Source organism: Pseudomonas sp. TE3899, assembly GCF_056279105.1.
The window spans coordinates 5,066,972-5,080,279 of sequence record NZ_JBWBQR010000001.1; the positions used below are offsets into that span (position 1 = coordinate 5,066,972).

10 protein-coding genes are annotated in these 13,308 nt (G+C 60.7%); 5 read left to right on the top strand and 5 right to left on the bottom strand.

Annotated features, from left to right (window positions below; translation table 11 throughout):
* Nucleotides 1–4: 4 nt before the first annotated feature.
* From ACZ89E_RS22985 to uvrD, 4 genes are all read right to left on the bottom strand, one after another.
* Complete coding sequence (locus ACZ89E_RS22985) at nucleotides 5–412, bottom strand: SMI1/KNR4 family protein (RefSeq protein WP_007943369.1); 408 nt, start codon at nucleotides 410–412, stop codon at nucleotides 5–7.
* 148 nt (nucleotides 413–560) lie between these two features.
* Nucleotides 561–1,427 carry a Tim44 domain-containing protein gene (locus tag ACZ89E_RS22990; RefSeq protein ID WP_476256519.1) on the bottom strand — a complete coding sequence of 289 codons (867 nt, stop codon included), beginning with the start codon at nucleotides 1,425–1,427 and terminating at the stop codon, nucleotides 561–563.
* A 179-nt stretch (nucleotides 1,428–1,606) separates the two neighbouring features.
* Nucleotides 1,607–2,047: an EamA family transporter gene (locus ACZ89E_RS22995; RefSeq protein WP_133835297.1), complete on the bottom strand. Its 441-nt coding sequence runs from the start codon at nucleotides 2,045–2,047 to the stop codon at nucleotides 1,607–1,609.
* 54 nt (nucleotides 2,048–2,101) lie between these two features.
* Nucleotides 2,102–4,285 (bottom strand): DNA helicase II, encoded by a 2,184-nt coding sequence (gene uvrD / locus ACZ89E_RS23000; protein WP_149659397.1) that lies wholly within the window; start codon nucleotides 4,283–4,285, stop codon nucleotides 2,102–2,104.
* 258 nt (nucleotides 4,286–4,543) lie between these two features.
* Here uvrD and ACZ89E_RS23005 point away from each other — a divergent pair, with 258 nt between their 5' ends.
* The 3 genes from ACZ89E_RS23005 (at nucleotide 4,544) to ACZ89E_RS23015 (ending at nucleotide 8,852) form a co-directional block, all read left to right on the top strand.
* Nucleotides 4,544–7,417: an EAL domain-containing protein gene (locus tag ACZ89E_RS23005; protein ID WP_476256520.1), complete on the top strand. Its 2,874-nt coding sequence runs from the start codon at nucleotides 4,544–4,546 to the stop codon at nucleotides 7,415–7,417.
* Nucleotides 7,418–7,552: 135 nt separating this feature from the next.
* Nucleotides 7,553–8,419, top strand: coding sequence for a transcriptional regulator HexR (gene hexR, locus ACZ89E_RS23010; RefSeq protein ID WP_008027445.1), 867 nt, complete (start codon nucleotides 7,553–7,555; stop codon nucleotides 8,417–8,419).
* A 220-nt stretch (nucleotides 8,420–8,639) separates the two neighbouring features.
* Nucleotides 8,640–8,852 (top strand): PA3496 family putative envelope integrity protein, encoded by a 213-nt coding sequence (locus ACZ89E_RS23015; protein ID WP_149659400.1) that lies wholly within the window; start codon nucleotides 8,640–8,642, stop codon nucleotides 8,850–8,852.
* On the opposite strand, the gene ACZ89E_RS23020 is transcribed toward ACZ89E_RS23015, so the two are convergent.
* Nucleotides 8,794–9,741, bottom strand: a complete 948-nt coding sequence (locus tag ACZ89E_RS23020; RefSeq protein ID WP_166655962.1) for a LysR family transcriptional regulator — start codon at nucleotides 9,739–9,741, stop codon at nucleotides 8,794–8,796. The two genes, ACZ89E_RS23015 and ACZ89E_RS23020, sit on opposite strands and share 59 nt — an antisense overlap.
* Nucleotides 9,742–9,946: 205 nt before the next feature.
* Between ACZ89E_RS23020 and ACZ89E_RS23025 the strand changes: the two genes are divergently transcribed.
* Together ACZ89E_RS23025 and oadA are read left to right on the top strand one after the other, a co-directional pair.
* Complete coding sequence (locus ACZ89E_RS23025; protein ID WP_123408613.1) at nucleotides 9,947–11,362, top strand: acetyl-CoA carboxylase biotin carboxylase subunit; 1,416 nt, start codon at nucleotides 9,947–9,949, stop codon at nucleotides 11,360–11,362.
* A gap of 100 nt (nucleotides 11,363–11,462) precedes the next feature.
* Nucleotides 11,463–13,271: a sodium-extruding oxaloacetate decarboxylase subunit alpha gene (oadA, locus tag ACZ89E_RS23030; RefSeq protein ID WP_149659401.1), complete on the top strand. Its 1,809-nt coding sequence runs from the start codon at nucleotides 11,463–11,465 to the stop codon at nucleotides 13,269–13,271.
* The last annotated feature ends 37 nt before the right edge of the window (nucleotides 13,272–13,308 follow it).

The following is a 13,308-nucleotide window of genomic DNA, read 5'->3' on the forward strand; positions in this document are numbered from 1 at the left end:
TGAATCAGCTTTCCAGCCAGACGTCCCGCGCCCAGTGCCAGACCGATTCCCAGGTTTCTTCGGCAATCAGTTCTTCTTCGGCTTGCCACAGCACCACGGTGCCGTCTTCTTCGACCAGGTAGTAGTCGTCACCGTCCTGGCAGATCGGGATCATGCTGCGGTCCACGCCAGCGTCCCAGGCGTTGGCGGCAACGTCCGGCAGGTAGGTGTGGGATTGGGGGTCGGTCACGGTGACCGGCTCCAGGCTGCCGTAGACCACGTCGCTGACGGTCAGCAAAAATTCTCTGAAGACGAACGGGATGTCGATGAACAGCTGTTCTTCGATTTCCACGATCTGATCTTCGTCCGGCAACTCCAAGGGGACCGGTACCGGTTCGTTGGCTTCACGCAGTTGTTCGATGATTTCTTCCACGTCCGGGATCCTCTTGCTTGATGGCGCGGTTTAGTTGGGGCGGTTTATACAGTAGCTCGCTATAGATGCAACCGCGAAATAGAAAACCCCGGCCAAGGCCGGGGCTTTTTACAGGGATAACATTGCGACAGGCTTAACCCGCGTCGGTTCAGCCGTTCTGGCGGATACCGGCGACCAGCCAAGGCTGGTTCTCGCCCTGTGCACGCTCCATGTTCCAGCTTTCGCTGAACACTTCGCCCTGGTCGAAACGCGAGGTCTTCGACAAACCGCTGAAGGTCAGGGTGGCGATGGTCTTGTCCACACGATCATCCACGCCGTCCAGTTGGACATTGAGGTTATCGATGTAGGTCGACTGGAAGCCGTCGCCCAGGTCGGCACGTTCGCGCTTGAGGAACTCCAGCATTTGCGGGGTCACGAACTCGGCGATCTTGTCCATTTCGTTGGCGTCCCAGTGCTGCTGCAGCGACTGGAAGTGACTGCGGGCCGCTTCGATGAAGTTCTGTTCATTGAACCAGGCGGGAGCGTTGATCACCGGACGAGCGGCAGGTGCTGCCGAGCCACCGAAGATCGAACCGCCGGCCGGCTTGTTCTCGAACGTTTCGCGATGCATCGGCGCGCCAGCCGGAGCCAGGTGCTCCTGTTGCTTGCGGCGACGTGCGGCGATGAAACGAAAGATCAGGAAGGCGATGACGGCCATGATCAGGATGTCGAAGATCTGCATGCCCTGGAAGCCGCCGCCCATGAACATGGAGGCCAGCAGGCCACCAGCCGCGAGACCGGCCAGAGGGCCGAGCCAGCGCGAAGCACCGCCGGCTTTGGCCGCAGCGCCTGCGGCACCGGCAGCACCTGCGGTTGCAGCAGCGCCGCCCGCAGCCGAAGAAGGCGCCATCTGGCTGGTCTGGTGGGTCGGCGCAGCGCCGGCGCTTTTGCCGCCGCCAAAGCGTTTGGCATTGGCGTCGAGGCTCATCGTCAGGCCGATACACAGCGCCATGGCGATGCTAAGAAAACGTTTCATAAGGGGAATTCCCATTTGTGGATTGCACGCCGGCCATGTTGCACAGCTGAAGTGTCACTGGCTAGCGGCAGAGTGTTTCGGGCTTTTGCCTGACAGGTTGCGTTCAGCTTGAGTCAGCGCAATAGGGCCTTTTACCTTTCGTCCGTAGGACAAGTGGATAAGTGTTGTAGGAAGAAAACCTAGCGTCGCAGCGCCAGCAGGACCACACCGGCCGTGATCAAACCGATCCCGCCCCATTGGCGCAGGTCCAGTCTTTCGCCCAGCAGGATCACCCCGAGCACCGCCACCAGCACCACGCTGAGTTTGTCGACGGGAGCGACCAACGAGGCCGGGCCGAGTTTCAGCGCACGGAAGTAGCAGATCCATGACGCACCGGTCGCCAGCCCTGACAGCAGCAGGAACAGATAGCTCCTGGCAGAGATTGATCCTAATGACTGATATTGGCCCGTGGCGTACAAAATCAAGGCCAGGCTGACGAGTACCACCATCGTGCGCAGGAGGGTGGCGAAGTCGGAATTGACGTTTTCGATGCCGATCTTCGCAAAGATGGCGGTCATGGCGGCGAATACCGCCGACAACAGGGCCCAGAATGTCCAGGAGGAAAAGAAGCCTGAGCCCATGAACGTTCCTCCATTGATCATTCCCACGCCGAGCGTGGGAATGATCTGGCTGTACTAGATCGCTTCCAGCTTTGCGTAACCCAGCATCAACCACTTGCTGCCTTCACCAAAGTTCACCTGCACCCGAGCCTGGGCCCCGGCGCCTTCGAAGTTCAGGATCACGCCATCGCCAAACACCGAATGCCGCACGGCTTGGCCCAGGCTGAAACCGGTGTCCGGGATCTCGCTGCCGCCGAACAGGCTGCTGGAACTCTGCTGCTGGCCACCGCCGAACGGACGGCTGACGCTGTTGGACAACCGCACCTCCTGGATCAGGCCTTTCGGCACTTCCCGTACGAAACGCGACACCTTGTTGTAGGTCTCGCTGCCGTACAGGCGTCGGGTTTCAGCATAGGTCATCACCAGGTTTTGCATGGCCCGGGTGATGCCGACGTAGGCCAGGCGCCGTTCTTCTTCAAGACGACCGGGTTCTTCCAGGCTCATCTTGTGCGGGAACAAGCCTTCTTCCATGCCCACAAGGAACACGTAAGGGAATTCCAGGCCTTTGGCGCTGTGCAGGGTCATCAGCTGAATACTGTCTTCATGCTCGTCGGCCTGGGTGTCGCCAGCTTCCAGCGACGCATGACCGAGGAACGCTGACAGTGGCGTCAGGTCTTCGTCTTCTTCGGTGTTCTCGAAGTTGCGCGCGGCGCTGACCAGTTCCTCAAGGTTTTCCACCCGAGCCTGGCCTTTCTCGCCTTTTTCCGCTTCGTGGTAGGCAATCAGCCCGGACTGCTCGATGACGGTCTGGGTCATCAGGTGCAGCGGCATGTCCAGGCACTTGGCGGCGAGGTTCTCGATCAGCTCGATAAACGCCCCGAGTGCGCCAGCCGCACGACCGGTCAGGCCTTTATTGGCGACCAGCAGACGCATCGCTTCCCACATCGACACATCGCTGTGACGGGCGTGGTCGCGGATCGCTTCGACGGTTTTCTCGCCAATACCGCGAGCCGGCACGTTGATTACCCGTTCCAGCGCCGCATCGTTGCCACGGCCTTCCAGCAACCGCATATAAGCCATGGCGTTCTTGATTTCCGCCCGCTCGAAGAAGCGCTGACCGCCATAGATGCGATACGGAATGCGCTCGCGCAGCAAGGCTTCTTCCAAAACGCGGGATTGGGCGTTGGAGCGGTACAAAATCGCGATATCGCTGCGGGCCAAGCCGGTTTTCAGCGCGCTTTCGATGGTTTCCACCACATAGCGTGCTTCATCGTGCTCGTTGAACGCGGCGTACAGGTTGATCGCTTCGCCTTCACCGCCATCGGTCCACAGCTCTTTGCCCATGCGCCCGGTGTTGTTGGCGATCAGGGCGTTGGCAGCCTTGAGGATGCCGGCGGTGGAGCGATAGTTTTGCTCCAGGCGAATGGTTTCCGCATCGGGGAAGTCGTCGGAATACTGATAGATGTTCTCGATTTTCGCCCCGCGCCAGCCGTAGATCGACTGGTCGTCGTCGCCGACCACCATCAGGCTGTCGCCGCCCTTGGCCAGCAGACGCAACCACGCGTACTGCACGGCGTTGGTGTCCTGGAACTCGTCCACCAGGATGTGCCGGAAGCGCTTCTGGTAATGCGCCAGCAGACCGGGATTGTCGCGCCACAGATCGAGGGCGCGCAGCAGCAGTTCGGAGAAGTCGATGACGCCGGCACGCACGCACGCAGCCTCGTAGGCTTCATAAATGCTGCGCATGGTCGCCAGGAACAGGTCGCCACTGGCTTGAATGTGTTGCGGGCGCAGACCTTCGTCTTTCTGCCCGTTGATAAACCACTGGGCCTGACGGGCCGGCCAGCGTTGCTCATCCAGGCCCAGCTCGCGGATCACCCGCTTGACCAGTCGTTGTTGATCGTCGCTGTCGAGAATCTGGAAGGTCTGGCTCAGCTTGGCTTCCTGCCAGTGCGCCCGCAGCAAGCGATGCGCCAGGCCGTGGAAGGTGCCGACCCACATGCCGGCCGGGTTCAGCCCCATCAACTGCTCGATGCGATGACGCATCTCGGCAGCGGCCTTATTGGTGAAGGTCACCGACAGGATGGAGTGGGGCGAGGCGTTTTCGACCTGGATCAACCAGGCGATACGGTGCACCAGCACTCGGGTTTTACCGGAGCCAGCACCGGCCAGGACCAACTGACGACCCACGGAGGCAGCTACGGCCTGGCGTTGGGCATCGTTGAGGGAGTTCAGCAGAAGGGAGAGATCATCGCGCATCGGGGCATTCTAGGGGGCGGCGCCACACCGGGCAAACATCGCTTTGATTTAGCCGATGAAAGATCGAGGGAGGACGACCGGTCGGTCACTGGCTGCAGGCGGCGGCGGGGCTCGCTCGGGCACTTTTTCAGCGACACCGTCGGTCGAGACTTTGGTCTACTTTGTGATCTGGAGCAGTTTGGTCATCGCCATTGCTTGTGTATGCTCCGTGCAGAATTCGGGCTCACCACGCTCCATATAAGAACAAGAAAATTGCCTATGACCCTCAGCTCCGACCTGTCGGGCCCCTCCGTGGAGCCCCGGGTTATCCGTAAACAGTACGCCATGGAAATGGCGGTCGAGCGCACGCGCCTGCTGTACCAGGGCTCGCTGTTGCCGACGCTGTTCATGCTGATCAATGGCCTGGTCTGCGCCGGTTTGCTCTGGAGCCCGCAGCGCTACTTCCTGGTCAGCGTCTGGCTGGTCTGGTTGTTGTCACTGGTGGCGCTGCGGGTGATCCAGGTGGCGGCCTTCGATTCGGCGATTCCCAACCGCCAGGCCCATCCGATCTGGATCCGCATGTTTTTGCTTGGCTCGGCCATGACCGGCCTGACCCTCGCCGGCGCCGGCATCGCCCTGGTCCCTGCCGACACCTTCATCCAGCAAGCCTGGGTCTTCGGCCTGATCGGTGCCGCCGCGCTGTCGGCCAGCGTGGCCTACGCCGTCAGCCTTCCTGCGTTTCTCTCCTTTACCTTGCCCTGCCTGTTGCCGGCCATCGGCTATATGTTCTGGGGTGGCGACGTCCAGCAGCAGGGCTGGGGATGGTTCGGGCTGATTCTGCTGGGCGCCTTGAGTGTCGTGGCCTGGCAGGTCAATCGGCTGATTGATCGCGGCTTGCTTCGGCGCTTTCAGAATCAGGCGTTGATCGAGCATTTGCAGCTTGCTCAAACCCAGGGCGAGCAACTCAATCACGAACTGGCCAAGGAAATCGATCAGCGCCGCAGCGCCGAAGAAGAGCTGCGCGAAGCCCAGGTCGAACTGGAAAACCGCGTGGCCGAGCGTAGCCAGGAACTGAACACCGCCACCCAAGCCCTGAGCAAAAGCGAAGCGCGCCTGGCGCTGGCGTTGAAGGCCAGCGAATTGGGACTGTGGGACTGGAACCTGCAAACCGATGAAGTCCATCACACGCAAATTCAGGAGTTGTTCGGCCTGGCGCCGGAATACGTGACCGCCATGCTCAGCCACCTCCGGCCGCGGCTGCACCCCGATGACGTGCCACCCCTCAAGCGCGCGCTGGTCGAGCATTTGAAGGGCCGTAGCGAGGATTACCAGATCGAATACCGCGTGCGCCATGGCGATGGCCATTGGGTCTGGATCGAAGACCGGGGCCGGGCCGTGGAGCGCAGCGAAAATGGCCGGGTCGTGCGCATGGTCGGCACCCGCCGCGACATCAGCGCCAGCAAGGGCCAAGAGGAACAGCGACAACTGGCGGCGACGGTGTTCGAAGCGGCCAGCGAGGGCATCGTGATCTTCGATCCGAATTACGCGCTGATCGCAGTCAACCAGGCCTTCAGCCGTGTCACCGGTTACGACATCGAGGACATGCTGGGGCGCAACGTCGTCGAGTTGCCTTGCAGTCGTGATGCCCGTCGGCACTACAGCGCGATTCATCAAGCCTTGGAGCAGCACGGCAGTTGGCAAGGCGAACTGGTGGAAACCCGCAAGAACGGCGAGCTGTATCCACAGTGGCTGCAATTGAACGCGGTGCGCGATAGTCGCGGAAAGGTCAGTCATATCGTCGGCTTCTTCGCCGATCTATCGGCACGGCGCGAATCCGAAGAGCGCATGCGCTACCTGACTCATTACGACGAACTCACCGGCCTGGCCAACCGCTCGCTGTTCCGCGAACGGCTGCACGAGGCGCATCAACGGGTGCGACAGGGCGGGCGACGCAGTTTGGCGTTGCTGCACATCAATCTCGATCGTTTCAAGCTGCTCAATGACAGCCTCGGCCATGAAATCGCCGACCAGTTATTGCAGAAAATGGCCCGGCGGCTGGTGAATGCGCTGCCGGAAGCGGACACCATCGCGCGGCTCTCCGGGGATGAGTTCGCGGTGTTGTTTGATGCCTATGGCAACTTGTCGAGCCTGGCCCGGGTGGCGACGCGCTTGTCGTCCAAGCTGCGTTTGCCGGTGACGGTGGAGGGGCATGAACTGGTGGTCAGCGCGTCCATGGGCATCAGCATGTTGCCGGACAATGCGCGGGAGATTTCCGCGTTGGTGAGCCAGTCGAACATGGCCATGCAACACGCCAAACACCTGGGCGGCAACAATTTCCAGTTCTACACCGACAGCCTGCAAGCCAGCACGCTTGAGCGTTTGCAACTCGAGAATCAACTGCGCAAAGCCATCGAAGAAAAGCAGTTGAAGGTGTTCTACCAGCCGAAACTGTGCCTCGCCACCGGCCGCTTGAACGCTGCCGAGGCGCTGGTGCGCTGGGACCATCCGACCATGGGCCGGGTGCCGCCCAACGATTTCATTGGCCTGGCCGAGGAAACCGGGCTCATTGGTCCGATCGGCGAGTTCGTGCTGCGCCAGGCCTGCTGGCAAGCCTGCGAATGGCAGCGCCAGGGGCTTGAACCGATCCGGGTGTCGGTCAATTTGTCGGTGCATCAGTTGCGTCAGGGCAAACTGGTCAGCCTGGTGCGTCAGGTGCTGGAAGAAACCGGCCTGGCGCCGCATTACCTGGAATTGGAGCTCACCGAAAGCCAATTGCTGGACAGCGTCGAACACATCATCGCGACCTTCCAGCAATTGCGCGATCTGGGGGTGAAACTGGCGATCGACGATTTCGGCACCGGTTATTCGTCCCTGAGTTATCTCAAGCGCATCCCGGTGGATTACGTGAAGATCGATCAGGCGTTTATTCGTGGCTTGGGGGAGGGCGGCGAGGATGCGGCGATTACCCGGGCGATCATCGCCATGGCCCATGGCTTGTCGCTCAAAGTCGTGGCCGAAGGCGTGGAGCGCGTCGAGCAACTGGAGTTTCTGCAAGCCGAGCACTGCGATGAAGTGCAGGGCTATTTGATCAGTCGTCCAGTAGAAGCCGCTGATCTGGCTGAGCTGCTGCGCGCGGACGCAAAACCCCTGTAGGGGCTACATGGAGCGCGCGACGCGTGGAATGGGGGCATTGAGTTACGCATTGAGCAGGCAAAAAGCCGATTCATGTAGTATAACTACAAGCGTGCTACATCCCCGGCAACTGCCAATAACAAAGAGTCCACCCCTTTGAATCTGCTGCAACACATCGCCCAGTCCCGTCACCTGTTACGCAAGTCGGAGCTCAAGGTCGCCGACCATGTGCTGCTTGACCCTGCGGCGGTGATGCACAGCTCCATGGCCGACCTGGCCCACAGCGTGGGTATCAGCGAGCCGACCATCGTGCGCTTTTGTCGTGCTATCGGTTGCTCCGGTTTCCAGGATTTGAAACTGAAGCTGGCGCAGAGCCTGGCAGCCGGTGCGAGTTTCGGGCAGTTCGCGATTCATGAAGACGATTCGGTCGCTGACTACAGCCTGAAAATCTTCGACACCACCCTGCACACGTTGATGGAGGTTCGCGAGAAGCTCGATCCGGTGGAATTGCAGCGGGCGGTGTCGCTGATGTCCCAGGCGCAGCGCGTTGAGTTCTATGGCTTTGGCGCATCGGGCGCGGTGGCGGCGGATGCCCAGCACAAGTTCTTCCGTTTGCTGCTGACGGCCGCGGCATATTCCGACCCGCACATGCAGGCGATGTCGGCGGTGACCCTGAAGCCAACTGACGTAGCGATCTGCATTTCCCAGTCGGGGCGTTCCAAGGATTTGTTGATCACGGCGAATCTGGTCCGCGAAAGCGGCGCTTCGCTGATCACCTTGTGCCCGAGCCAGACGCCATTGGCCGAGCTGTCGACCGTCAACCTGGCGATCGATGTGCACGAAGACACCGAAATCTATACGCCGCTGACTTCGCGCATCGCCCACCTGGTGGTGATCGACGTGTTGGCGATGGGCGTGGCCATGGCGCGCGGGCCGAGCCTGGTCAACCACCTCAAGAGCGTCAAGCGCAGCCTGCGCAGCTTGCGGTTGTCGCCCAAATCGGTGAAAGCGCTGGACGATTGATCACTGCGCGGCTCTTGTGGCGAGGGGGCTTGCCCCCGTTCGGCTGCGCAGCAGACGCAAAATCTCTGGGTCCGCTCCGCGACCCAACGGGGGCAAGCCCCCTCGCCACAATGCAATGTGCCAAAGCACAAACTTTCATCTCCCTGTAACCCACCCGCCGCCAAACCGTCATCCCCCGCGTTCATCGTGTAACTCCCGTACTCGACTTGGGAGACCTGCAATGGCCCAGCCCTACGAAGAACGCAACAGCGCCCTCAAAACCCGTCGCCAGCAAGAAGACCAGCGCCGCATGGAATTTCGCCGCGCTATCGAAGATCGCTGCGAACGCCGTCAGCTTCTGGCCGAAATCGGCGATTTCCCGGACGACCTGGAACTCAATTACTGGCAGGCAGCACCGGCAACTTCCCGTCGAAACGCTCAACCAACGCGCTGATCTGCACCCGTTCGCTGCGGATAAACGCCAGGAAGGCGTGCGCCACTGGTGACAGGCGTTTGGCTTTGGCCTGCACCAGGCACCAACTGCGATACAGCGGCAGCTCCTCGACCGGCAACTCAATGAGCGCGCCGGTCGCCAACTCCAGGTTCAGGGCGTGGCGCGTCAACAAGGCCAGGCCCAGACCCGCCAACACACACTCACGCTGGGCTTCCGCCGACGCGACCTCCTGGGTCTGGGTGAAGTGCACGCGCTTCTCTTTGAAATACTCTTCGCACGCCATCCGCGTACCAGAACCCGGCTCGCGCATCAGCAGCGTGTACGGCTCCAGATCCTGCAAACGCAGCGGTCCCATGTGGCACAGCGGATGGTCCGGCGGCGCCACGGCCACGATCGGGTTGTTTAAAAACGGTAGGAATTCCAGGCCCATGTCCTGGGGCACCATCGACATGATCACCAGATCATCGCGGTTATCCGACAGGCGCCGAATCACCTGGCCACGGTTAACGACCGTCAGGTGCAGGTTCACTTCCGGGTGTTGGCGCTTGAAGGCGGCGAACAGGTGCGGCACGAAGTACTTGGCGCTGGATTCCACTGCCAGTTTCAGCTGACCCTGCAACGAGCCCTGCATGTCCGACAACTGCATGTCGAGGTTTTCCAGGCGTCCGAAAATGTCCCGGCTGGCGCGCTGAAGCGCTTCCGCCGCCTCGGTCATGTAGAGTTTTTTGCCGACGTAATCGAACAACGGCTGACCGATCAGCTCCTCAAGTTGACGAATCTGTAGGCTCACGGCAGGTTGTGTGAGAGACATTTCCTCAGCCGCGCGGCTGTAGGACCTCAGATCACAGACTTCATTGAAAATCTGCAATTGACGCAATGTCATACGCATCAATGACTTACGCATTATTCGAAGGCTCCGGCCACAGGCTGATGCCTCAACTATAAGTCTTTACTTATGGCTAACCCAATTATTAATCATTTTTGTTAATCCCTCATGGGGGCTAGTGTGGGGCTGCGACTAAATCGAAACATTTAGTCACGCGTCGACCTGGTCTAGCAGGTCGTGGGTATCACCGGCTCAAGGGAACCTCCAAGTGATAACAAAGATCCTGATCGCCAACCGTGGTGAGATTGCCGTACGAATCGTGCGTGCCTGCGCCGAGATGGGCATTCGCTCGGTCGCGGTCTACTCCGACGCCGACCGGCACGCCTTGCACGTCAAACGTGCGGACGAAGCCCACAGCATCGGTGCCGACCCGCTGGCCGGTTACCTGAACCCGCGCAAGCTGGTGAACCTGGCCGTGGAAACCGGTTGCGATGCATTGCACCCCGGCTACGGTTTCCTTTCGGAAAACGCCGAACTGGCAGACATCTGCGCCGAACGCGGCATCAAATTCATTGGACCATCGGCTGAAGTCATTCGCCGCATGGGCGACAAGACCGAAGCACGCCGCAGCATGATCAAGGCTGGCGTCCCGGTCACTCCCGGCACCGAGGGCAACGTGGCGGACATCGCCGAGGCGCTGGTCGAAGGCGACCGCATCGGTTACCCGGTGATGCTCAAAGCCACCTCCGGTGGTGGCGGCCGCGGCATTCGTCGCTGCAACAGCCGCGATGAACTCGAACAAGCCTTCCCCCGGGTGATTTCCGAAGCGACCAAGGCCTTTGGTTCGGCGGAAGTGTTCCTGGAAAAATGCATCGTCAACCCGAAACACATTGAAGCGCAGATCCTGGGCGACAGCTTTGGCAATGTGGTGCACCTGTTCGAGCGTGACTGCTCGATTCAGCGTCGTAACCAGAAGCTGATCGAAATCGCCCCGAGCCCGCAGCTGACCCCGGAACAGCGCGCGTATATCGGCGACCTGTCGGTGCGCGCAGCCAAGGCCGTGGGTTACGAAAACGCCGGCACCGTGGAGTTCCTGCTCGCCGAGGGCGAGGTGTACTTCATGGAGATGAACACCCGGGTGCAGGTGGAACACACCATCACCGAAGAAATCACCGGCATCGACATTGTGCGTGAGCAGATCCGCATTGCGTCGGGCCTGCCGCTTTCGGTGAAGCAGGAAGACATCCAGCACCGTGGCTTTGCGTTGCAGTTCCGGATCAACGCCGAAGACCCGAAAAACAACTTCCTGCCGAGCTTCGGCAAGATCACCCGTTATTACGCACCCGGCGGCCCCGGCGTACGTACCGACACGGCGATCTACACCGGCTACACCATTCCGCCGTTCTATGACTCCATGTGCCTGAAACTGGTGGTGTGGGCGTTGACCTGGGAAGAGGCGATGGACCGTGGCTTGCGCGCCCTCGACGACATGCGTCTGCAAGGGGTCAAGACCACCGCCGCGTACTACCAGGAAATCCTGCGCAACCCGGAATTCCGTAGCGGTCAGTTCAATACCAGCTTCGTTGAAGCCCACCCTGAACTGACCAACTACTCGATCAAGCGCAAACCCGAAGAGCTGGCCCTGGCCATCGCTGCCGCCATCGCCGCACACGCGGGTTTATGAATAAACAGCGGCAAGCTTTTAGCTGCAAGCGGCAAGTAAGAGCAGATTGGCTTTTTCTTGCGGCTTGTAGCTTGGAGCTTGAAGCTCTGAGGAGATACCAATGACTAAGAAGATCTTCGTCACCGACACCATCCTGCGCGACGCCCACCAATCGCTGCTCGCCACCCGCATGCGCACCGAAGACATGCTGCCGATCTGCGACAAGCTCGACAAAGTCGGCTACTGGTCGCTGGAATGCTGGGGCGGTGCGACGTTCGACGCCTGCGTACGCTTCCTGAAGGAAGACCCATGGGAGCGCCTGCGCCAACTGCGCGCCGCACTGCCTAACACGCGTCTACAAATGCTCCTGCGTGGCCAGAACCTGCTGGGCTACCGCCATTACAGCGACGACGTGGTCAAAGCCTTCGTCGCCAAGGCCGCGGTCAACGGCATCGACGTGTTCCGCATCTTCGACGCCATGAACGACGTGCGTAACCTGCGCGTGGCCATCGAAGCCGTAAAAGCCGCCGGCAAACATGCCCAGGGCACCATCGCCTACACCACCAGCCCAGTGCACACCATCGACGCGTTCGTGGCCCAAGCCCGGCAAATGGAAGCCATGGGTTGCGACTCGGTGGCGATCAAGGACATGGCCGGCCTGCTGACCCCGTACGCTACCGGCGAACTGGTCAAGGCGCTGAAATCCGAGCAGTCGCTGCCCGTGTTCATTCACTCCCACGACACCTCGGGCATGGCCACCATGTGCCAACTCAAGGCCATCGAAAACGGTGCCGATCACATCGACACCGCGATCTCCAGCTTCGCCTCGGGCACCAGCCACCCGGGCACCGAATCGATGGTCGCCGCCCTTAAAGGCAGCGAGTTCGACACCGGCCTGAATCTGGAGCTGCTGCAAGAGATCGGCCTGTACTTCTACGCCGTGCGCAAGAAGTACCACCAGTTCGAAAGCGAATTCACCGCCGTCGATACCCGCGTGCAGGTCAATCAGGTGCCGGGCGGGATGATTTCCAACCTGGCCAACCAGTTGAAAGAGCAGGGCGCACTTAATCGCATGGGCGAAGTGCTGGCCGAAATCCCGCGGGTTCGCGAAGACCTCGGCTTCCCGCCGCTGGTGACGCCGACCTCGCAGATCGTCGGCACCCAGGCGTTCTTCAACGTGCTGGCCGGCGAGCGCTACAAAACCATCACCAACGAAGTGAAGCTCTACCTGCAAGGTGGCTATGGCAAGGCGCCGGGCACCGTGAACGAGAAACTGCGTCGCCAGGCCATCGGCAGCGAAGAGGTGATCGACGTTCGTCCGGCCGACCTGCTCAAGCCGGAAATGACCAAGTTGCGTGCCGAAATCGGTGCCGTGGCCAAGTCCGAAGAAGACGTGCTGACCTACGCCATGTTCCCGGACATCGGCCGCAAGTTCCTCGAAGAGCGCAACGCCGGCACCCTGACACCTGAAGTGTTGCTGCCCATTCCTGAAGCCGGCGGCGTGACCTCGGCCAGTGGCGAAGGCGTGCCGACCGAGTTCGTCATCGACGTCCACGGCGAAACCTACCGCGTCGACATCACCGGTGTCGGCGTCAAGGCTGAAGGCAAGCGCCACTTCTACCTGTCCATCGACGGCATGCCGGAAGAAGTGGTGTTCGAACCGCTCAACGAATTCGTCAGCGGCGGCAGCAGCAAGCGCAAGCAAGCCACGGCGCCGGGCCACGTCAGCACGACCATGCCGGGCAACATCGTCGATGTGCTGGTCAAGGAAGGCGACACCGTGAAAGCTGGCCAGTCCGTGCTGATCACCGAAGCGATGAAGATGGAAACCGAAGTGCAAGCCGCCATCGCCGGCAAAGTCACCGCCATCCACGTGGCCAAGGGCGACCGGGTGAACCCGGGCGAAATCCTGATCGAGATCGAAGGCTGATTTAACAGCCCGGATCACACCGCTTTAAACCTCGGGG